At 63.8% G+C, this 22,316-nt stretch carries 15 protein-coding genes; 5 read left to right on the top strand and 10 right to left on the bottom strand.

Annotated features, from left to right (window positions below; all coding sequences use genetic code 11):
• Positions 1-1,751 precede the first annotated feature (1,751 nt).
• Complete coding sequence (locus tag QOL82_RS26190) at positions 1,752-2,696, bottom strand: ParB/RepB/Spo0J family partition protein (RefSeq protein WP_283445264.1); 945 nt, start codon at positions 2,694-2,696, stop codon at positions 1,752-1,754.
• Positions 2,696-3,847: a ParA family protein gene (locus QOL82_RS26185; RefSeq protein WP_283445263.1), complete on the bottom strand. Its 1,152-nt coding sequence runs from the start codon at positions 3,845-3,847 to the stop codon at positions 2,696-2,698. Before QOL82_RS26185 ends, QOL82_RS26190 begins: the two co-directional genes overlap by 1 nt.
• Before the next feature lie 1,342 nt (positions 3,848-5,189).
• Between QOL82_RS26185 and QOL82_RS26180 the strand changes: the two genes are divergently transcribed.
• Entirely contained in the window at positions 5,190-6,536 is a 1,347-nt protein-coding gene (locus QOL82_RS26180; RefSeq protein ID WP_283445262.1) for a replication initiation protein, read from the top strand.
• A gap of 147 nt (positions 6,537-6,683) precedes the next feature.
• Here the strand turns inward: QOL82_RS26180 and QOL82_RS26175 are convergent, their stop codons facing one another.
• From QOL82_RS26175 to QOL82_RS26160, 4 genes are all read right to left on the bottom strand, one after another.
• The gene (locus tag QOL82_RS26175; protein ID WP_283445261.1) at positions 6,684-7,211 is read right to left on the bottom strand and encodes a hypothetical protein; all 528 of its coding nucleotides are present in this window, start codon (positions 7,209-7,211) and stop codon (positions 6,684-6,686) included.
• Positions 7,212-7,450: 239 nt separating this feature from the next.
• Positions 7,451-8,653 carry a serine hydrolase domain-containing protein gene (locus tag QOL82_RS26170; RefSeq protein WP_283445260.1) on the bottom strand — a complete coding sequence of 401 codons (1,203 nt, stop codon included), beginning with the start codon at positions 8,651-8,653 and terminating at the stop codon, positions 7,451-7,453.
• A gap of 20 nt (positions 8,654-8,673) precedes the next feature.
• Positions 8,674-10,137: a UvrD-helicase domain-containing protein gene (locus tag QOL82_RS26165; RefSeq protein ID WP_283445259.1), complete on the bottom strand. Its 1,464-nt coding sequence runs from the start codon at positions 10,135-10,137 to the stop codon at positions 8,674-8,676.
• Between the two features lie 12 nt (positions 10,138-10,149).
• Positions 10,150-11,388: a M20/M25/M40 family metallo-hydrolase gene (locus QOL82_RS26160; RefSeq protein ID WP_283445293.1), complete on the bottom strand. Its 1,239-nt coding sequence runs from the start codon at positions 11,386-11,388 to the stop codon at positions 10,150-10,152.
• A gap of 262 nt (positions 11,389-11,650) precedes the next feature.
• Here QOL82_RS26160 and QOL82_RS26155 point away from each other — a divergent pair, with 262 nt between their 5' ends.
• Positions 11,651-12,205, top strand: a complete 555-nt coding sequence (locus QOL82_RS26155) for an SEC-C metal-binding domain-containing protein (protein WP_283445258.1) — start codon at positions 11,651-11,653, stop codon at positions 12,203-12,205.
• On the opposite strand, the gene QOL82_RS26150 is transcribed toward QOL82_RS26155, so the two are convergent.
• From QOL82_RS26150 to QOL82_RS26140, 3 genes are read right to left on the bottom strand one after another with little or no spacing between them, the layout of a single operon-like run.
• On the bottom strand, positions 12,186-13,667 hold the full coding sequence (locus QOL82_RS26150) for an efflux transporter outer membrane subunit (protein ID WP_283445292.1): 1,482 nt from the start codon (positions 13,665-13,667) through the stop codon (positions 12,186-12,188). The genes QOL82_RS26155 and QOL82_RS26150 overlap by 20 nt on opposite strands.
• A gap of 5 nt (positions 13,668-13,672) precedes the next feature.
• Positions 13,673-14,926: an efflux RND transporter periplasmic adaptor subunit gene (locus QOL82_RS26145; protein WP_283445257.1), complete on the bottom strand. Its 1,254-nt coding sequence runs from the start codon at positions 14,924-14,926 to the stop codon at positions 13,673-13,675.
• A gap of 21 nt (positions 14,927-14,947) precedes the next feature.
• Entirely contained in the window at positions 14,948-18,133 is a 3,186-nt protein-coding gene (locus QOL82_RS26140) for an efflux RND transporter permease subunit (RefSeq protein ID WP_283445256.1), read from the bottom strand.
• Between the two features lie 302 nt (positions 18,134-18,435).
• Between QOL82_RS26140 and QOL82_RS26135 the strand changes: the two genes are divergently transcribed.
• Positions 18,436-21,159, top strand: a complete 2,724-nt coding sequence (locus QOL82_RS26135; RefSeq protein ID WP_283445255.1) for a bifunctional diguanylate cyclase/phosphodiesterase — start codon at positions 18,436-18,438, stop codon at positions 21,157-21,159.
• A 32-nt stretch (positions 21,160-21,191) separates the two neighbouring features.
• On the opposite strand, the gene QOL82_RS26130 is transcribed toward QOL82_RS26135, so the two are convergent.
• Complete coding sequence (locus tag QOL82_RS26130; protein ID WP_283445254.1) at positions 21,192-21,419, bottom strand: hypothetical protein; 228 nt, start codon at positions 21,417-21,419, stop codon at positions 21,192-21,194.
• Positions 21,420-21,641: 222 nt separating this feature from the next.
• Between QOL82_RS26130 and QOL82_RS26125 the strand changes: the two genes are divergently transcribed.
• Both QOL82_RS26125 and QOL82_RS26120 read left to right on the top strand, forming a co-directional pair.
• The gene (locus QOL82_RS26125; RefSeq protein ID WP_283445253.1) at positions 21,642-21,920 is read left to right on the top strand and encodes an SWIB/MDM2 domain-containing protein; all 279 of its coding nucleotides are present in this window, start codon (positions 21,642-21,644) and stop codon (positions 21,918-21,920) included.
• A 63-nt stretch (positions 21,921-21,983) separates the two neighbouring features.
• On the top strand, positions 21,984-22,307 hold the full coding sequence (locus tag QOL82_RS26120) for a hypothetical protein (RefSeq protein WP_283445252.1): 324 nt from the start codon (positions 21,984-21,986) through the stop codon (positions 22,305-22,307).
• Positions 22,308-22,316 lie beyond the last annotated feature (9 nt).

The following is a 22,316-nucleotide window of genomic DNA, read 5'->3' as shown; positions in this document are numbered from 1 at the left end:
ACTTGAAGTGAAGTTCATAGACCGTTATTGATTTCGCCGCCAATTCCGCGACGACGTCACACATTCAGTCGCCGTATGATTGGCTGCGATATTTTACGGCTCGGTTTTCTGGATTAGGCGGCTCGCAAGTGGAAGATTGGATTTTTATGGCGCATCTAAGTGAGACAAATTCAAAGCAGGCCAAGATCGGGTGCTTTCGCGAAAGGTGAGCTTCAACAGGAACCTATCAGGACGAAATCCTGGCGCAAGCACGAATGGGCTGGAATTTGCGAAGAGATCTGCATAGGAGCAAACCAGGAGAGGATTGGAACGGACCAGGAGTATCGATATGTTAAGTAAATGCCGGAGCTAGGGTCGATTACCAAGCTTCACACGATTACTTCCTGAGAAACAAGCTGGATCCAGAAAAAGCGTCGGCCGACATGAGCGTTCATTTATTGCCGCTCGCTGTCATGCACTGAAGTTCATTCAGGTACGCTTCACGCATCGAGAAAATTTTCCGAGCAACGTTCGACGACTACGCATGTCCGGTCCGCTTCAATTAGACGCTTCCGTCGCAAACATTGACTATTAAAGCGGCGTAATGCGGATCATACTTCGCCAGCACTTACATCGGCGCGACACTTTGCCCTGTCCCAGAGCTTCCCTGCGACCCTAAATACACGGCTGTGCTCCCCAGCCAAGATTGGACATGGCTAAATATTCTAGACCAGACCCAGCCACATATCAGCCAATTGGGTAAAGCTGGCCAGCGCAGGCCAATAGTTTAAGACGAAGCGCTTGGTTACGAAGTGTCCCCTTAGTCAATACTGACCGTAATGGATGGTCTGGTTTATCGCGTGCAACCGACTAAGCACCGGGCCACAGGGCGCTGCCATAAGCATTGACCTAATTTACGATCATCTCCCAGTAATGGTTCTGTCTCAAACAATCTAACAACCTAATTCGCGGCGTCATATATTCCAGACGGCGAGGATATCAGAAGCCATTGAACGGAGGCCATGCAAGCGTTCCATCGACCGGCGACTAAGGCGCACAAAATATCTTCATCGTTAATTCGGGATGGCTAGTCCTTGACTCTCAGGGCCGCGTGTTTTCGAGTGACATCCTGGGGGTAGGGTATCCAGCACCTGTTTGTTATTGTTTTTAATAAGCTTAGAAACGCGTCCCAAAGTGTTCGTTTATAGGGGCACGTTACAACACCGTTTGGATGATGTCATTCGCCGCGAGTTACTCGTAGCGTCCTTCATACCCATTCAAGTTAGCAGCTCTGGCATAGAAAATCGGGAATGATCTTAGCCTTTAATTGCATCATTGCAGAGCTTGTCGGTTGAAAAAGGAACCTACGGAAATCTTTGTAGAGCCAACGCGTTGCAATACACAACTTCAGCCTAGTCGATCAGCCGCAGAAGGCCGTTGTTCGACGTCTGCCCCTTTCGACGTTACGAATCTAGAGGGCCAGGCATCAAAGAGAATTCTTATCCTTCAAACTGCTTGGCGCCTGTCATGGTTCGCTACAAGAACACCGTAGGGGAATAGCCAAGCATTTAAAGCACGTTGCCCGGCTATTCCCCTCGCAAAAGAAGTGCGTTTAACCTGGCGTGACATAACTCATAGACCTCAGTTACCTTTGAAAGCTCCGTTTTCCGTTTCAACACAACTGATAAGCAGCGCCCACCTACACACGTAACTATGCAGAGCGCCCAATTTTTCACCGTGAAAAATTTCCGCCACGGATCCGAAAATTATTGCTATTTTAGCAATTCCTGCAACTTGCTAATCAGTTCATCTGGGCTAAATCCATTCTTGCAGCTGATGACTACACGGCTACCGTCCGCGACCACATCGCCGATATGCCGACCGCCGAAATTCAGTGCGACGGCTTCCCGCGCCGACTTGCTGATCTTGTTGACTTCTGCCGTTGCCCAGTTTACCCCCCCCTGTTCCGATGCGCCGTCCTGGCCGATTTTCTTCAAAGCCTGCAGCACGATTCGACCATGTCCCCGCTTCGCCAGCGTGGCCAGGATCGCAGCATTTTTTGCGCCAATGAGATTGGGCTTTGCATCCAGGAGATCGAGCGCGTCCGGGGGGAGGTCGAAAAACGCGAGGCATCTGCTTACGGTCGCGTCGGAAACGCCAATACGTTTCGCGAGCGAACCCTGCGTAATCGGCTTGCCTGTCTCGGTTTGCATTTCGAGCGCACGCTTGTAGGCTTTTCCGCGTTCGTAGTCGCAAAGCGACCTTTTTGCATCGTTGTCGGCCAATGCGCCGATTGCCGCGTCGGTTGCCGTAATGTTGGGAATGACAAACGCGGGAATCGCTTTTCGTCCAAGGATCTGATGTGCACGCAACCGTCGTTCGCCCCCGATCAACTCGTAACGGCCGTTTTCAAGTGGGCGCACGGTAATCGGTGAAATCAGCCCCGATTCCTCGATCGAACTGGCGAGCGTGTCGATCGCTTCCGGATCGAATATCAGGCGTGGCTGATGCGGACTTTTATCGATTAATTCAATCGCAATATCCTGGCCGACAGCGTTCGATTGCGGTGCTGGCAAGCTGCCTGCCTGCACATCGGCTGATGGCGCTGCGTCCTCCACCGGGGCTGCCGCGCCGCTCGGGGAAGCGATGTCTTCTGGCTGCGCATCGTAGGCCTTCAGCGACGCCAGTGGCATACGTGGGGCGAGTCTTTGCTTCATCAGGCGGCCTCCGCTTTCGTTGTCCTGGTCTTCTTCTGATTTCGGGTAACTACCGACAACAGGAACTCGGTGAATAAACGGTATTCGCTGACTGGCGCCGCGGTTGGCATCTGCAGTGTAAGCGGCAGGTAATTCTCCTGCGTCTTCGGGAAAAGCTCGCTCGTGGAAATGACGGTTGGCGACAGATTCGTCTTGTAGGCCTGAAGCTGCTGCTGCATCCGTGATACGCGGGTGATATTCGTCGAATAATGCGTCGGGAGAATCAGCAGTTGCGGACGGACTTCCGGCGACCGTTCCGACAGCCCGTTAATTTCCGAGACCAGGCGCGAAAGTCCTTTCACCGCAAATGAATCCATCCTGATCGGCGCGATAACGAGGTCGGCCGCGGCAATTGCGTTTGTCGATGAAAAAGAAATCGAAGGCGGACAATCAAAGATCACAAAATCGTAATCAGAAATGGCAAGGCCGGGGACATTCCCGGCAGCGGCATCCTTGAATAGATTCCGGAATACCAGTTCGCGATTTCCTTTTGCATAAGTGAACGCCTGCTCGAGGTCGCCAAGGAAGGTATCGGAAGGGATCAGCGCCGGGCCGTTCTTGCTGAAAGGATACTTAATAACGGCTGACACGTCCGCCATCCGGGTGCCGCGTCCGCTTTTGCTCTCCATATACTGCCCGCAGATCGTTGCGAACGTGCCGGTAACGATTGCATCCTCGTCCAGATCATTCTGGACGGCTTCATCGATCGTCAGGTCGCTTTCATAACCCATCAATTGCGTCAGGTTGGATTGAACGTCCAGGTCGATCATCAGCACCCGGTAACCGAGCAGGGAAAGCTGTATGCCCAATTCTCCGGCGGTCGTCGATTTCCCAACGCCACCCTTGATCAGGTCGACGGCAATGACGATGGGCTCGGAAGAGAGCGGTTTGACCAGTTCCTGGTCGCGACGCCAACGGGCCAGGGCAAAGACGTCCGCGATCGTGAAGAGGCGCACCGCGGGCGATGCCGGATTCTTCTTGTTCGCGCGCTGAATTTCCATCCCGCTGTCGCGCAAATGATTGCGCAAGGTATTTTCGGAAATATGTAAAAGCGCCGCTGCCGCTTTCAGCCGGTAAACCACATCGTCCAGCATCGCGAATGTCGATCGCATACCTGCTCCCATAAAGCCCACCAATCAAGGCGCCATTCTGAGAGCGGCCAATCAGTGTGTCAATCAATTTGGTAGGTTAAACCAGAATATTCGTGAAATTTCCTACCAATCTAGCGACTATCAGCGCGCACAGCATAGCCGTCAGGTAGCCGGATGGCGCGAAAGGTGAGACGGAACAGGGACCGTAAAAAGGCGCTTAGCCGGTTATAGGCACCGTGATCCGTCCTGGCCGCTTCAGGAGATCAAAACGACCGTAGTCTATGCCAGCAAAGAGGATGAAACAGGAAATGCGCCGCAAACGCGCTCCTGGGTAGTCGTAAGGTGAGCTTCTACGGGAACCGCTTGTCCTTCAAGCGCTAGCAGGCCAGCGAATGGTGAGCTTCTACGGGAATCGAATGGTTGGTAAGTGTCGCCTGGCATTGCATCCTGCCGTGAGGAGGGGGCAGTGCGACAGAAATTCCCAATGAATCAGAACGCGTCCAGGGAAAAGGTAGCGGCCAACACGGTCCAGGCATCCTAAGGTGAGCCTCAACAGAGACCAGCCTCTAGAAAGGGGCTTCAGGTGAGCTTCTACAGGGATGAAACTCGGGTCTATCCCCGTAAAACCTCACCAATCACATCGTGCCAACGGGTACGAGCACCATCAACCATCCTGTCCAGGCACTCAGGTGAGCTTCTACGGGCACCCAGGTTCGTTCCGGTCCCTGTATTCACTCACCGATCCGCTGGAAGAGCTTGCTTTACAGTAAAGGTGAGCTTTTACGGGAACTGCTTCACCGTAAATATTAAGTATCCGGCTCCAGGGTGCGGATCAACTGCTCTTCGAGGGGAGGGAAGGGGTCATCAATAATCTAAGGTGAGACTAAACAGGGATTGCCATTTGCTCTGAAGGCTTTCCTTACGGCAAACATCCTTACTGCGGTCCCAGACGCGGCTGTATTACTGGCGGTGGATAAGGTTTTGATATCCGGCACCGGAAAGGCTTCTTTGAGAGCTTAAGCAGTAAACACCTTAAAACCTTGTAAACATTGAATCCGCGAAAACCCAATGCCAGCAAGGGTTCTCAGCGATTGAGGTGAGACTTTACGGGTATCTCGGTGAGCTTATACAGGGGCACTGGTGAGACTGCACAGGGTACGCGGGTGTCGAGGGTGAGGTAGGGCAGGGACTTGGGTGAGTGGATACGGGTAGCCGCACGCCTTGAGGTGAGACTTTCCGGGGAATGGCGCTCTGGGGCGCGATGCATGGAACGGGCGAGGTCGGTGATTGCGTTCCTTTCACTTTTCGGGCACCATCCTGACGGTGAGCCTGCGAAGTGGGCCGACTCTCACCTTCGACAATCATGACCGCAAAAAAGAAAGCCGTGAAAACGGCTGCAGGTGGCACCACGGAACTCAAGGAGTTTCGCAAGACGAATGAAGCGATCGGCCTGCGCGTATCCGAAGGGCGTTTGTCGCTGTTGTCCCGCAAGATCTTCAACGTGATGGTGTATCACGCGCAGCGTATCCGCAACAAGGGTGAGAATGCGCCGATCGATACCGAAGCCGCCAGGAACTACTACTGGATCCCGCTCGCTGAACTGGCGCGGGACGCTGCCTACGACAGCCGCGACACCGAACTGTTCAAGGAGCAGGTGCAGGAACTGCAGAACATCCGCATTTTTTCCGAGGATGCGATCCAGTGGACCAGCGAGCGCCTGGTTTCGTCGGTCAAGCTGGTCAACCCGCGCGGGCTGAAGAAACAGGGCGGCATGCTGTGGTTCGGCTTTGCCTTCCCTCCGGAAGTCGAGAGCATGGTGATGGCGCCCGGCTCCTATACCAAGCTTTCCGTCTATTACCAGGCGCTGCTGCGCTCCGGCGCGAGCCTGGCGCTGTACGAGATCTGCCGGCGCTACGCGACCAACCCGTCCAAGCTGACCAACAGAGCCGAATGGTCGTGGTGGTACGGCGCGCTGACGGGCAACCCGGTCAGCGACACGATTCCCGAATACAAGTATTTCAAGCGCGATGTGCTGAAATACGCGATAAGCGAGATCAACATGGTCACCGACATCAACGTCGAGCTGATCGAACACAAGCAGGGCCGCCGGATCGGCAGCCTGCAATTCCGGGTCACGCCGGCGCAGCAGGAGTCGCTTGCGCTGTCTGCGCCGCCCATCATCGACGGCGAGCTGGTGCAGCGGATGATGACGCTTGGCCTGTCGCAGGAAGACGCGTGCAATGTGCTTGCCACCACGGAGGACGGCAAGCTGCGCGCGACGCTGGACCTGACGGAAAGCCGCGTGAAGAACACCAGGGCCGGCGTCATCGGTTCGCCGGCTGGCTACTTCAAGCAGGCATTGCGCGACGGCTATGCATCGAGCATCGACATCGCCAGGAAGAATATCCAGAAGATCGAGACGAAGCCGAGCGTCGAAGCGTCGGTCAACGCGATACGCGAACGGTTCCTGGCGGACCGCGCCAAGGAAGCGCTGGGCCTGTACAACGAAATGGCATCCACCGACCAGAGCGACTGGCTGTTCAAGTTCAAGCAGAGCGCGGCAGCCAAGGGCCTGAACCTGTCGCGCGGCCTGGCCACCGCGGTCGCCCGCTCGGCCTTCAGCATGTGGTTCGCCGCGCAGCAGTGGCCCGAACCGACGGACTCCGACCTGCTGGCCTTCGCCGCGGTCAACAGCATGCAGAAGTCCTGACGCGCATTCCCTGGCCGGGGCGCAGGTCGCAGGATGCGCGCGACTGCCGGAGCCAATGACGGCCAGACAGGGCTGTGTCGCCGGGAATCGTCCTTTAATGCAAAAGGCCCGCACGCAGCGGGCCTTACACCGGGGACAGGGCGCCGGCTAGAAGTACTTCTTGATCACCTCGTCGAAGGCTTCTTCGACCGGCTTACCTTTCTTCAGCAGCTGGTCGATTTCACCAGAGTACTCGGCGATGCGCGGCGGCAAGGTGGCGCGATTGGCCTTGAAGTAGGCATAGCGCGCAGCGGCGACCTGCTCATCCAGCCGTGCGGCTGCGGTCTTGGTCGGACCCGACGCGCTCTTGACGACGCGGCCCGCTTTCGACGCGGTGCGCGAGCTTGCGCCGTAGCCCGAGCGCGTGGCGTTGATCTGCTCCAGCGTAAGGACCGCAGTGGCGTTTGCCGCGGCGAAAAGGTCGTCCTGGGCCTGCAGCAGGCGGTGCTCACGGTCGAAGGCCATGGACTTGCCCATGTTGTTAATGACCTGGTAGCTCGGCTCTGCGCCGCCGCTGACCAGCGAAAACTGCACGCGGTCGCCGTAGGCGGCCATTTTCTCCAGCACGTTGTTCATGTACTCCGCGGGCAGGGAAGCAATGTCGCCGCTCCAGCGTTTTGTTCTGGTTGCACTCAATCTGAAAGTTCTCCGAGGGAATTGGTAAGGGGCGCCGGACCGCTGTCGCCGCAGATGATGGCATCGCTGGCGTGCGATCGAACTGGTATGACACGGATGCGGGCGCTTCGTTCTGCATGCGCCGCGAAAGCTGGCTTGCGCCGCGGCGCCTGATCGGCCGGGCCGCCGGCCCGGATCGCAGCAGCGCATCCATCATTGTACAGACCGCTGCCGGCCGCACCCGTTTCGCAGCCGCCGCGCTAGTCCGCGCGCCCGGCAGCCAGGTAGACCTGGCGCTTGAAGTCGAATGCATACGGGTGCCAGAAGGCCATCTGGCGCTGCGTCATCAGCACTGCCGCCAGGCCCGCCTCCGGCGAGATCCACCAGTGCGTGCCTGCAATGCCGCCCCACTGCATTTCCCCGGCGGAAGCGGCCGGTTCGAGCGCGGAGGGCGCGGTGGTGATCGCGCCCAGCAGGCCATGCACCTTGCCGGCCAGGCTGCCGCCGGCAAAGCGCAGCGTGACGCCGTCGGCCAGGTGATTGCGCATCGCAAGCGCAATGGTCTCGGGACGGAGCAAGGTGGGTCCGCCGGGCAGCAGGCTGCGCAGCAGCGCAACCATGTCCGGCAGCGAAGTAACAAGGCCGCCGCCGCCCGACAGCCGCGGAACGCTCTTCAGGTAGGCTTCCGGATAAGGCGATTGGTCGATCCGCGTCAGGCCAGGCTTCATCGGATTCACCGCGTCGGCGCCCTTGTAATAGGCGGTGAACCGGTCGCCTCCGCCTTCCGGCAGCACGAAGCCGGTGTCGGCCATGCCCAGCACCGAGAAGATGCGTTCGCGCAGGAAGAGATCGAAACGCTGGCCGCTGACCACTTCCACGATGCGCGCCAGCACGTCGCTTGCCACCGAGTACTCCCACGAGGCGCCCGGATGAAACAGCAGCGGCATTTCGGCAAGCACATCCATCATCTGCGACAGCGGCGTGCCGGGATGGAGCACCTTGCGCTCGACATAGGCCGTATACATCAGGCTGCCGGGGTCCAGCAGGCCGTAGCTGAGGCCGGCGCTATGGGTGAGCAGGTGGCGCACCGTGATGGGCCCGCGGGCCGGCTCGGTGTCATCGAGCGACGTGGCGCCGGGCTTCAGCACCCGCGGATGCGCAAGCTGCGGGATGTAGGGGCCGATCGGGTCGTCCAGCCCCAGCTTGCCGTCCTCCATCAGCAGCAGCGCCGCGCATGATGTCACGAGCTTGGTATTGGAAAAGGCTCTGAACAGGTGATCGACGCGCAACGGCGTTTCATGCTCCCGGTCCGCCCAGCCGACGCATTGCAGGTCCACCAGCTTGCGGCCTTCCAGCACCGCATACGACACGCCCGGCAGCACCTCCGCGTCCACGTAACGCTGCATGGCCGAGCGCACCGCGCTGAAATCGTAAGCGCTCGCGCTCACTGTCATGTCTTCCATAAGCATTCCTTCCTGTGCTTTCATTTTTTTGCGGCGCGCTGCGCGGCATTGAGCACCGCGAAGCATTGCCGGTTGAGTTCGAGCGCGCGCCTGGCGCGTGTCATTGCCACATACAGCAGGTTGATTTCCTGCTCGAAGGCCTGGGCGTCCAGCGCGCCCCTGTTCGGTTTGCCTTGCTTGTCGACCAGGTCGTGGAAGTCGTCGTCCAGCAGCACCTGGTCGAACTCCAGCCCCTTGGAGCGATGCGCCGTCATCAGCAGGATATCGGCGTCGGCTGCCCGCTCGCAGGCCGCGCCGGTGACCGTGGCGATCAGGCCGGGCAGCGCGGCCCGGTATTCCCTGACGACGGAGACCAGCGACAGGATTTCCTTGTCGCCGGTCTCGCGCCCGTGCAGCGCCAGCGTATCGATGTCGTCGAAGTCCCGGTAGAACGCGTCCTGCACCAGGTCCTTGCGGCCGCTCCAGATGTGATGCACGTCGGTCAGCTTGCCCAGCAGGTAGTTCTGCACGCCGCCGACGAAGTGCACCCTGCTCTGGTTGATGGCCCTGACCGCCTGCGCAAACACCGACGCATTGCTGCGGCTGATGATCGCGTAGGGCTGCGAACGGTCCACCTGGCCAGGCGTGGCCGACATGGCGCCCATGCCCGTGATCGCATGGGTTTCCCCTTTCATCGTCTGCAGCAGCACGTTCGCCGCCTGCGCGACAGGCGCGCCAAAGCGCATCGAGCGCGTCAGGTAGTGGGCCTCCGCACGCGGCATCATCGCCATTGCATTGATGCTGCCGCGAAAACCGTAGATGGACTGGTGACGGTCGCCCACCAGCACCTTGCCGCAGCGCTGCCGCAGCACGATGTCTGCGGTGACCGGGTTGGTGTCCTGCGCCTCGTCGAGCAGGATCACATCATGCCGCCGCCACAGCACCGGCCTGCCCAGCTGGTAGAGCTTCAGGTAGCCGTCATGCGGCAGCGGCGTGCTCTTGTCCTCGGCCTGCATGTCATTCCAGAGCCGGCGCGCGGCGGCCGCGAACTGCTGGCGGTCCGACAGCGCCAGGTCGGATGGCACATGGTCGATTTCTATGCTGTCATCGGCCGAGACGAGATAGCTTTCCATCGTCTGCACCAGCAGTTCGGCCATCGCGGCGGTTACGCCCTGGTAGAGGCGCATGATGTCGCTGGCGCGCAGCGGCCCCAGCTTGTGCCGGTACCGGTGCCCGACCGCGGTATAAGCGAGCGAATGGACCGTGCGGCAGGCGACATTGGGCGGGAAGCTGGCGGCGGCTTCGCTTGCCGTCACCTTGTTGAAGGCCAGGTAAAGCATGCGCTGCTGCGGCCGCGCCGCCGCATAGGCGCGCAGCGTCGTCGTCTTGCCGGTGCCGGCATAGGCGTTCACCACCAGTTCCGTCGCCGCGCTCTCGACCACGCCGCGCTGCTGCTCCGTCAGCGCGATCGCATCCGATACGGCGCGCCCTGCATCTTCTATCATGCGGTTCCGCAGTCAGGGCGCAAGGAAATCGAGCAGCGTCAGCGCGACGACCTTGGTGGCCGCGCGCAGGTCTTCCAGCACCAGGTGTTCGTCGGCCTGCTTCGCATTGGACTCCAGCACCGAACGCGGGCCGGCGCCGTACAGCACCGCCGGTATCCCATGTTCGCTATAAAGCCGGGCGTCGGTGTAGAGCTGCGAGCCGAGCGCGGTGATGGGTTCGCCCAGGACTTCGCCTGCATTGCGGCGCAGGCTCTCGACCAGCTTCTCCTGGCCCGCCAGCGGACGCAGCGCCTGCGCCAGCAGCAGGCGCCGGACTTCCACCCGGATGCCGGGCAGGCCATCGACCGCATCCGCGATCATGCGCCGCACGTCGGCCTCGACCTGCGCAGGGTCTTCTTCGGGGATCATCCGGCGGTCCATCTTCAGCACGACCTTGCCGGGCACCACGTTGGTGTTGGTGCCGCCGTCGATGCGGCCGACGATCATCGTCGGATGATCGATGCCGGCGATACCGGAGCGTATGGTTTTGAGTCGCGGCACTTCCGCATAGATCGCATTGAGGACCACCGTCGCCGCCTGCAATGCATCATGTCCGGTTTCCGGGATCGAGCCGTGCGTTGCCTTGCCATGCACGGTGACCTCGAACTGCAGGCAGGCATTGTGGGCATTGACCACGTTGTAGCTGAAGCCCGCGCCGATCTGGTAGTCCGGCTTCGTCAGCCCCTGGGCCAGCAGCCAGCCCGGCCCGAGCGTGCCGCCGAATTCCTCGTCATACGTGAAATGCAGTTCCAGCGCGCCGCGCAGGGGCAGGCCCAGCGCCTCGATTGCCTGCGCGGCATAGAAGAAGGTGGCGAAGTCGGACTTCGACACCGCGGTGGCGCGGCCGTACATGCGGCCATCCTCGATCTGCGCGCCGTACGGCGGCCTGGTCCATCCTTCGCCCGGAGGCACCACGTCCCCATGCGCATTCAGCGCGACCGTCGGCCCGCCTTCCGCATAGCGGCGGCGCACGATCAGGTTGGTGATGCTGGTCATGCCATAGTCGAGCACGGTTTGCCGCGGCACCGGGTAGCGTTCCACGGTCCAGCCCAGCGCTTCGATCTTTTCGGCGACTGCGTCCGCATGCGGCGCGTTGTCGCCGGGCGGCGTGTCGGTGGGGATGCGCACCAGTTCGGCGAGGAAGGCGACCTCGTCATCGAAATGAGCGTCGATCCAGTCGGTCAGCGTGGTGCGGGAAGAAGAGGCGGTCATGGCGGGTCCTGGGTAGGGCAGGGGAACGTCGAGGGCATCGTTGCCGGAAGCCCGGAAGCAGTCGCGGGTGATGGTTGGTGCAGCCATTATATAAACGTTTCCGCGGATGCAGGGGAGGCCTTCCGGGTCCGCAGCGAATGCCGGCTGGCGGCATCGTTCGATGCGCCGCCATCATCGACGTTCGCCGATTGGTGCAATGCGCTTCGCCCGTTACGGCCTACAATACCGGCCTTCCCCATCATTCCGCCGGCTATCCATCATCATGAACCTCCAGAGCACCACCCCAGCCGCCATCAGCCCGCCGGTCCGCAAGCTTTGCAGGGAAGTCGCCGGCAACGCCGAGCCGCGCTTCATCCCGGTCCGCGGCGATATCGACGATGCCGGGCTTGCGGCCGTGCCCGGCTGGGCCATCTGGCAATGCGGCGATGCGCTGATCGAGGCCGAGTTCCACGTGGCGCGGCGCACCGCGGACGGCGAACTCGTCGACATCGCCTCGCGGCCGGGCGGCGAGGAGACCATCCTCTTCGTCGAGGATCCGAGGCGCAGCGCCGGTGCGCCGGAAGTGGACCGCGAACGCCGCGCCTTGCGGCGCGACCCGCTGGTCGAGGATTTCATCACGCTCGGGCGCAAGCAGTTCCTGATGCTGCATGCCGAACAGCCGGCGGACCCATCGCTGATGCGCCGGCTCGCGGTGGCGCAGCTGATCGTCAAGAACATGCTCGAACGCGGGCTGGGCGGCGACGACGCCTGCCTGTGCAACAGCGGCAAGCGTTACAAGAACTGCCACGGCAAGGCGGTCAGGAGCCTGCGGGTCTGACCGGCGGCGCGGGCTGGGCCGCCTGCATGTCGCTGCCAGGCGGGCGCAGGTCGCCGCCGAGCGCCTTGACCAGGAACACCGACACCAGCAGCCGCTGCCCGAGCAGCTGCGCCTGTTGTCGCTGCGCATTGAGCAGGCTTTGCTGGGCGCTGATCAGGTCGAGATAACTCGCGACGCCGCCCTCGTAGCGCGCCGTGGCCAGGTCCAGCACCCTGGCTGCGCTGTCGCTGGCCCGCAGCGCCTGCGCATACGCGCGTTCGAGCGAGGCCATGCCCGTGATGCCGTCCTCGACTTCCTGCATCGCGGTCAGCACCACCCGGCGGTAGTTGGCCACGGTGGCGTCGTAGCCTGCCTGCGCGCCGGCGAGGTTCGCGCGTATGCGTCCCGCGTCGAACAGCGGCTGCGCCAGCGAAGCGCCGAGCGACCATAGCAAACTGGGCGCGTCCAGCAGCGCGCCGAGCGCGCGCGACTCGGCGCCGAGCGTCACGCCGAGGCTGATGCTGGGATAGAACGCGGCATTGGCGATGCCGACCTGCGCGTTCGCGGCAGCCATCGCGCGCTCGGCGGCGGCGACGTCGGGCCGGCGTTCCAGCAGGTCGGACGGCACGCCGACCGGCACCGACGGCACTTGCGGGACCGGGGCGTCGGGCGGGCGGGGCGCCAGCGCAAACACCGGTGCGCCCGTTCCCGTCAATGTGCCCAGCGCATGCTCGAACTGCCCGCGCTGGCGCTTTAGCAGGTCGACCTGCGTCAGCGTGTTGTCGAGCAGCGCCTGCTGCTGCGCCACGTCCAGGCCCGACACGGCGCCGAGGTCATGGCGGGAAGTCGCCAGTTCGAGCGCCCGGCGCTGCAGGGCCACCGATTGCGCCACGACGTCGAGCTCGGTATCGACCGCGCGCAGGTTGAAGTAGGCCGTCGCCAGGTCGGCGCCCAGCAGCAGCCTGACATTCTCCAGGTCCGCGCCCGACTGCTCTGCCGCGGCGGCGGCCACGGCGATGCTGCTCTGCACCCGGCCGAACAGGTCGGTTTCATAGTTCACGCTCAGCGACGCCAGCGCGTCGTTCTGGACGGTGGCGAAGTTGGGCGAGTTGTAATTGGTCAAGGGCCGGTTGGCCGAGATGCGCTGGCGCACGCCGCGCAGGTTCAGGCCCAGCTGGGGATAGCGGCCCGCCAGCGCCGCCTCCAGCGTCGACTGCGCCTGCGACAGCCGCGCACCGGCGAGCGCAAGGGTGGGGCTGTTTTCCAGCGCGCGCGCCTGCAGCGCGTCGAGCGCCGGGTCGCCGTAGCGCAGCCACCACCGGCCCTTTGCCGCGGCGTCGTCCGGCCGGCCTTCGCGCCACGGCGCCTCGGTGGCCCAGGACGCCGGCATCGGCAGCTCGGGCCTGCGGTACTCGGGACCGGTCGCGCATCCCGCAAGCAGCATCAGCGTGAGCGAGAGCGCCAGGCCGGCCCGGGGGCGCATGCCCCTCATGGCGCTGGCCGGTTGCCGCCGGCGGCCGCGGTGTTCTGCGCGGCCGGCGCATCGGGCGCGAATTCGACCTGGTCGTTTTCAGCCAGCGAATCCGGCGGATTCTGCACCAGCCTGTCGCCCGGTCCCACGCCCTCCAGCACTTCCACCGTTTGCCCGAAATTGCGGCCGATCTTCACCGGCTTCAGGCGCACCCGCCGGTCCTGGTCCACCAGCGCCACCTGCGGGCCGCTGCTGCGCAGGATCAGCGCATTGGTCGACATCGTCAGCGTCGAGCCCGCGGCCCCCGGCAGCGACACCAGCACATAGGCGCCCGGCAGCAGCGCATTGTCCGGGTTGGCGAGACCGACCTCGACCTGCATCGTGCGCGTGCTCGCATCGATCGAGGCGGCAGTCCGCGCAATCCTGCCTTCGAAGCTGCGGCCCGCCAGTTCCGGCTGGCTGATCTGCACCGCCTGCCCGGCCTTGACGACCTGCGCATACGACTGCGGCACATTGACGTAGATGCGCAGCGGGTCGGTCTGAGTCAGCACGAACAGCGCGCGGCCGCTGCCGCCGCCCGCATCGATCAGGTCGCCGACGTCGACATTGCGGCGGGTGATGACGCCGGCGAACGGCGCCGTCACCCGCTTGAATGCGCCGAGCTGGCGCAGCCGCTCGATGTTGGCGTCCACCGAGGCCAGGTTGGCCTGCGCCTGCGTATAGGCGCTGCGGCGTTCGTCGAGATCCTGCTGCGATACCGCGTCTTTCTTGCGCAGCGCTTCCCAGCGCTCCATCGTGCTGCGGGCCAGCCCGAGGCTGGCCGACGTCTGCGCCCGCGCCGCGACGGCCTGCGACAGCTGCTGGTCGATTTCAGGCGTTTCGATTTCCGCCAGCAGGTCGCCTTTCTGCACGCGGCTGCCGATGTCGGTGGTCCAGCGCTTCAGGTAGCCGCTGGCGCGCGCCGCCACCGGCGACTGCGTATAGCCCTGCAGCGTGCCCGGCAGCACCAGCGCCTGCCCGCCGCCGCCCGCGGCCTTGGGCGTGGTGGTGCGGACATAGGTCTTGTTGGCGGTGGCGGCGACGCTCTCCAGCGTGTTCGCATTGGCCATGCGGCTGACGATGGTGCGCGCGGCGCCGGCGCCCAGCAGCACCAGCACCACCACCACGCCGATGCGCGCGCGCCGCAGCAGCTGGCGACGCTTCAGCAGGTCGCCGTCGCTGTCGGCATGCGGCAGTTGCTGGCCGAGGCCGGAATGACGTTCGTCGGACATTGCTTGCTTCTCCTAATGCGTTTATTCGGTGACTGCAAGCAGCCGGGCGCGGGACGCCTTGCGCGCCGCCAGCCGCTGGTGCACGGCCGCATACACGACCGGCACGAAGAACAGCGTCGATACCGTGGCGAACAGCAGGCCGCCGATGACTGCGCGGCCCAGCGGCGCATTCTGCTCGCCGCCTTCGCCCACGCCCAGCGCCATCGGGATCATGCCGATGATCATCGCCAGCGCCGTCATCAGCACCGGCCGGATGCGGGTGGCGCCTGCTTCCAGCGCGGCCGTCAACACCGGTATGCCTTCGGCTCGCCGCTCCCGCGCGAAGTCGATCAGCAGGATGCTGTTGGCGGTGGCCACGCCCACCGTCATGATGGCGCCGGTCAGCGCCGGCACGCTCAGCGTGGTGCCGGTGATGAACAGCATCCAGGCGATGCCCGCCAGCGCCGCGGGCAGCGCGGTGATGATGATGGCCGCATCGATCCACGACTGGAAGTTGACCACGATGAGCAGGTAGACCAGCACGATGGCCATGGCCAGGCCGATCAGCAGGCCCGCGAACGAGGACTGCATGGTCTCGACCTGGCCGCGCACGGTGACCTGGCTGCCGCGCGGCAGCTTCGCGCGTATTTTATCGACCTCGGCATTGACCCGCTTGGCGACGCTTGCCAGGTCGGTGCCCTGGACGCTGACGTAGAGGTCGACCACCGGCACGATGTTGTAGCGCGAGACGATGGGCAGCGACTGCGCGGGCCGGGCGGTGGCCAGGTTGCCGAGCAGCTGCGGCGAATTGCCGGCGGCGCTGCCCTGGCTGGCCGCGACCGGGATATTGAGCAGCGCGTCGAGCGAGTCGACCCGGTATTGCGGCGCCTGCACCGCGACGTTATAGACCACGCCGTTCTGCGGATTGAGCCAGAAGGCCGGCGCCGTCTGCGAGCTGCCCGACAGCGCGATCAGCAGGTTCTGGCCGACGTTGGACGCCGAGAGGCCCAGCTGCTGGAGCCGCGAGCGGTCGACCTGCAGGTCGACGGTCGGGTTGTCGAGGCGCTGGTGGACATGCGCGTCCACCGCGCCGGGTATGCGCCGCAGGGTCTTCGCGAGTTCGCCCGCCAGCGCCGCGTTCGCAGCCAGGTCATTGCCGGAGAACTGGACATCGATGGCTGCCGGCAGGCCGAAGTTCAGGATCTGCGTGATGATGTCGGCCGGCTGGAAGAAGAACTCGATGCCGGGAAAGCGCTTGGGCAGCTCGGCCCGCAGCTTCGTGACGAACTGCTCGGTCGGGCGATGGCCCTCGCGCAGCGACAGCAGGATCTCGCCGTCCATCGCGCCTATGGTGCCGGCATTGCTGTAAGAGAGGTTGATGCCGCTGTTGGGCACGCCGAGGTTGTCGAGGATGGTCTCGAGCTGATCCGGCGGCACGATCTCGCGGATCGCCGCTTCCACCCGGTCGGCCAGCAGCGCGGTCTCCTCGATCCGGGTGCCGGTCGGCGCGCGCATGTGCAGCCGGATCTGGCCGGCGTCGACGGTCGGGAAGAAGTCGCGGCCCAGCACCGGGTAGAGCAGGCTGGACAGCAGGCAGAAGCCGAGGAACAGGAACAGGAAATTGCGCCGGCGCGACAGCAGCGCGGACAGGATCAGCATGTAGGCGCGCCGCACCCGCTCGAACTGCCGGTCGAAGCCGCGGTACATGCACTGCAGCAGGCTGGGCGGGCGCGTGCTGTCGGCCGCATGCGCGCCGCCCATCAGCAGCATGACCAGCGTCGGCACCAGCGTGCGGGAGAGCAGGTAGGAAGCGGCCATCGCGAAGACCACCGCCTCGGCCAGCGGCACGAACAGGAAGCGGGCCACGCCGGACAGGAAGAACATCGGCACGAACACGATGCAGATGCACATGGTGGCCACCAGCACCGGTATGCCGATCTCGCCGGCGCCGGTCAGGATCGCGTCTTCCAGGGTTTTGCCCAGGTGCAGGTGGCGCTCGATGTTCTCGATGGTGACGATGGCCTGGTCGACCAGGATGCCGACCGACAGCGCCAGCCCGCCCAGCGTCATCAGGTTCAGCGTTTCCCCGAGCATGTACAGCATCAGGATGGAAGCCAGGATGGACAGCGGTATGGTCGCGGCGATGATCACCGTGCTGCGCCAGTTGCCGAGGAAGAGCAGCACCATCGCGGCGGTCAGGCCGGCGGCGATGACGGCCTCGGCGACCACGCCCTTGATGGCGGCCTTGACGAACACCGACTGGTCGAACAGCGGGGTCACCTTGATGTCCGCGGACATGGTCTGCATCGCCACCGGCAGCATCGCGCGCACATTGGCGACGATGTCCAGCGTCGACGCGCCGCCGTTCTTGAGCACCGACAGCAGCACGCCGCGCTCGCCGTCGCGGCGCACCACGTTGGTCTGCGGCGAGAAGCCGTCGCGCACCTGGGCGACGTCGCGGACATAGGTGGTGGCGCCGGCCGCGGTGCGCACCGGCAGGTCGTTGAGGCCGCTGATGGCGTCCGGCGAGCCGTTCATGCGCACGTTGAATTCCGTCTCGCCGAACTTCGCGGTGCCTGACGGGAGCACCAGGTTCTGCGTATTGATCGCATTGACGACATCGACCGGCGCCATGCCGCGCGACTGCAGCGCCTGCACGTCGAGGTCGACCGAGATCAGGCGGATCTTGCCGCCATAGGGGAAGGGGATGGCGACGCCCGGTATCGTCACGAGCTGCGGCCGCAGCTGGTTGACCGCGGCGTCGAACACGGTCTGCTCCGGCAGCGTCGGCGACGACAGCGCGAGCTGGACCACCGGGATGCTGGACGCCGAATACTTGATGACCAGCGGCGGCGTGATCCCCGGCGGCAGCTGGCGGACCTGGGTCTGCACCGATGCCACGGTCTGGGCGATCGCGGTCTGGATGTTCGCGGTGGGCTGGAAGAAGATCTTGATGATCGACACGCCCGACAGCGACTGCGACTCGATGTGCTCGATGTCGCTGACGGTCGTGGTCAGTCCGCGCTCGGTCTGGGCCGCCACGCGCTGCCCCATCTCCTGCGCCGACAGGCCGTTGTAATTCCAGATGATGCTGATGACCGGGATATTAATTTCGGGGAAGATGTCGGTCGCCATATTGCGCAGCGCGAACGGCGTGGCGAGCAGGATCAGCAGGGCCATCACCAGGAAGGTGTACGGCCGGCGCAGCGCAAGTTGGACCATGGACATGGGAAGGCGGTCTGACCAAAAATCAGATGATTATACTTAGTCTCGCCATGATTGAAATTCGGCATCGATGGCCTTTAATGCGGCGGCGCAGCGCCATCCCGACAGCCCTGCGGCGCTTGTAACCATCAGGCTAGGGCGCGTGTTTACCAATTGGTAAAAACTTGTCGCATCTTGCGCGCATGGCGCGGCTTCGCGTCAATGAGCGCTGCACTTTTCCAAAGCGAGGCGTTATCATTCGGAAAAGTTAAATTCTTTCCCCAGGGGATCTCACATTTGGCCGCGACCTTGCCCGCCTACCGCTGATGCGATTCATACCGACCAGGCCGCTTCCCTTCAGCCGTGCCGAGAAACTGCGTCATCTGGCCAACAACTTGCGCACCCTGCTGCTATGGCCGGCGGTGTTCGGCCTGCTGGCGGCGGCGCTATGGAGCTGGGCCTGCTGGACCATGGAGAACGAAAGGCGCGCCATCGGCGAACGCGCCTATGCAAGCGCGGCGGCGCAGTCGCGGGCCTACGCGGACCAACTCGACCGCATCATCGGCCAGGTCGACTACATCATGCTGAGCCTGAAGTACCACTGGCAGCAGTCGGCCGGCGGGGTAAAGCTGGAGGACCAGGTGCGGCAGGGACTGGTGCCGGTGTCGCCCGCGCTGGCCGTCTCCATCTTCAACCGCCGCGGCGACCCTGTCACCAGCACCCAGCCGCTGGGCAGCGCGCGCTTCAACATCGCGGGACGCGCCTACTTCATCGCACATCGGGACGACCCTACGCTGGGCCTGCAGTTTTCCCGGCCCATGCCGGGGCTGCGGTCCAGTCGCCCGGTCCTCATCCTGTCGCGCCGCCTCGACGATAGCCAGGGCGGATTCAACGGCCTCGTGGTGGTCGCCATCGAGCCGGCCTACCTGTCCTCCTTCGTCGACGACACCAGCCTGCGCGACGGCGACTTCATCGCCGCCCGGCGCAGGGACGGCGCCTTCTTCGCCGCCCGGCGCAGGGACGGCGCCTTCTTCGCAGCGCGCTCCGCCGGCAGCGGCAGCGCCAGCCACCCGGTGCTGAAAGACGACCCGGCGTTCGACCGGCCGACCGGCCTGGCCCTGATGGCGGGCGACCGCTTCATCGACGGGCGCGCCCGCTACACCGGCTGGCACAGCGTCCCGAACTATCCGCTGGTCGCGCTGGTGGGGCTGGCGGAAGACGGGCTGACGGCTGCCTACCAGCCGCGCGAAAGGGAGCTGCGCCTGATCGCTCTGGCTGGCAGCGCGCTGCTGATGCTGCTCACCGGCGTCAGCATGAGCCTGGCGAGCTGGCGGATCTGGCGCACGCAGTACGAGCGCGAGGTCCAGGCCACCTACCGGCTTGCCATCGACAGCGCGCGCGAAGGCTTCTACATGCTCCGGCCGCTGTATGACAAGGGCAGGCAACTGGCGGACTTTCTGATCGAGGACTGCAATGAACGCGGCGCGATGTATCGCGGCCTGCCGCGTGCGCAGCTGCTTGGCAACCGGCTGTCGGCCATGGTGCCGGCGCTGTTCGAATCCCACATGCTGCCGGCCTGCCGGATCGCGATGGAGACCGGCTTCTACGAGGACGAGATGCACCTGCCCGCCCGCGAGGGGCGCGACGTGCAGTGGCTGCAGCGCAGGCTGGTCCGCTCCGGCCTCGGGCTGGCGGTGACGTTGCGGGACATCTCGGACCAGAAGGCGCACGAGGACGCGCTGGCCCACCTTGCCAATGCCGACCCGGTGACGACGCTGCCCAACCGGCACTGGCTGATGCGCACGCTTCCGGCTGCGATCGAGCGTGCGCGCGACAGCGCGTCGATGCTGGCGCTGCTGTTCGTCGACTTCGACGACTTCAAGAACGTTAACGACACGCTGGGACACGGCGCCGGCGACGACCTGCTGCGCGCGGCGGCGCTGCGGCTCAAGGCGCTGGTGCGGCAGGGCGACAGCATTGCCCGGCTGGGCGGCGACGAATTCACCATCGTCCTGGAGTCCGCGGCCAACGAGGCCGAAGTGCTCGCGGTGGCCGGGCGCATCATCGACACGCTGGGCGACCCGTTCGTCATCGGCGCGGGCAGCAGGCACACTGTGCGCGCGTCGATCGGCATCAGCCTCTATCCGCGCGACGGCGCCGACGGCGAGACGCTGCTCAAGCATGCGGACATTGCGATGTATGCGGCCAAGGCCGAAGGCAAGAGCCGTTACCGCCTGTTCCAGCCCAGGCTGTCCGAACTGCTGATAAGCCGGCTGACGCGGCAGGCGGAGCTGCGACTCGCAATCGACACCGGCCAGCTCGAGCTGCATTACCAGCCGCGGGTGCTGGGCGATAGCGGCGAAATGAGCAGCATGGAAGCGCTGGTGCGCTGGCGCCATCCGTCGCGCGGCCTGATCGCGCCGGACGACTTCATTCCGCTGGCGGAAGAGAACGGGCTGATCGTGCCGCTGGGCGAGCAGGTCATCGCCGCCGCATGCGCGCAGCTGGCGCAGTGGAAGGCCGAAGGCCTGCCGGTCGTGCCCTTGTCGATCAATGTGTCGGCGCGCCAGATCGACGATGCGTCCGTCAGCGGCTTCCTGGCCGGCTGCATGGCCCGGCATGGCCTCGACGCCGCGCTGATCGAGGTCGAGATCACCGAGTCGGCGACCATGGCCGCGGAGGGCGCCGGCTGCGGCGAGCTCGCCGCGATCCGGGCGCTGGGCGTGAAGCTGTATGTCGATGATTTCGGCACCGGCTATTCGTCGCTGTCGCAATTGAGGAGGCTGGACATGGACGGCCTGAAGGTGGACCAGTCCTTCACCGCGCAGCTGGCCGGCGGCCCCGAGGACCTTGCCTTCTTTACCGCGATCGTCTCGATGGCCCATGCGATCGGCATGCGGGTGGTGGCCGAGGGCGTCGAGACCGTGGAACAGCTGCGCATATTGCAGGCGCTTCGCTGCGACGAGGTCCAGGGCTACTACGTGTCGCCGCCGGTGCCGCCCGCCACGGCGGCGCTGCTGCTGCGCAAGCGCTTCCTGTTCCCGGCGTAACAGATCGCGCATGCCGCAGGGGGCATCGCGCGTCAGACCTGGGCGGTGGTACGGATGACGGTGACCCGCGTGATCAGGAACGCGTCTTCCACCACGGACCGGAATGGCACGCCGGTGACATTGAAGCCGGGGCCGCCGTCGTCCAGCCATTGCTGGGCGAGACGGTCGAATTCCTCCGCTTCCATGCGCAGCATCTGCGCGCTGATGACGAACTGCGCGCCCGTTTTCTGTTTCCTGACAAAGTCGTCTAGTGCTGCCACGATGGCCTCTTTTTCTGCTTAAGGACCGACATGGTAAGCCGTGCCGGACATGAAGGTTGATTCGGTTCAAATAACACGTAGGCGCCGCTCGTTATGACGCCACAGCGAAGTAGGATAGAATTCGCGGCGTTCCGGCTGTTCCGGCGCTTGAAGCGCACACCCCGCCAGAGTCCCAGCCCGCGGGGTTTCGCGTTTTTACATCACTGAATCTTGGAGTATTCCATGGCAACTGCAGCAAAAAAAGAGAGCAAGCCCAACGCGGGTTTCATGAAGCCGGTAACGCCGTCTAAAATCCTGGCCGAAGTGGTTGGCACGGAGCCGATGCCGCGCACCGAAGTCACCAAGAAAGTATGGGACTACATCAAGAAGCATGATCTCCAGGACGCGGCCAACCGCCGGATGATCAATGCCGATGCCAAGCTCGAAGCTGTCTTCGACGGCAAGAAACAGGTGTCGATGTTCGAGATGACCAAGCTCATCTCCAATCATCTGAAGGCCTGACAGGCCCCCCGGCGCGGCCATGCACGCCAGGCCGCGCCGGCAACGATTGCCGAAGAAGCGCCCATGCGTTACCCGGTAACGCCCGACGGACGATATTTCGTCGTGCGCGGCCGGCTCTGGCGCACGACGAATCCCGCATTGCCCGAACAAACCCGAGCGCAGCTGACCAGCGAACTGATGACGGCGCGGCGCGCGGTGCAGACGGCAAACCGCAGCGGCGACGCGATCGCGCTGCGCGCCGCGCGGGCGGCAGTCGACGCCGCGAAGGTCGCGCTGGGCGAACGCGGACCCGTATGGTGGTCCGACGGCGCAGCCGACTATAACCGCCATCTTGCCAGAAACACGCCCTACGCTTCCTGGTACGCCGGGCTCGACGGCTCCCCCTAGCCCCATTCC

The organism is Noviherbaspirillum suwonense, assembly GCF_900182955.1.
Taxonomy (GTDB): domain Bacteria; phylum Pseudomonadota; class Gammaproteobacteria; order Burkholderiales; family Burkholderiaceae_D; genus Noviherbaspirillum_A; species Noviherbaspirillum_A suwonense.
This window is presented reverse-complemented; position numbering and strand designations above follow the sequence as displayed.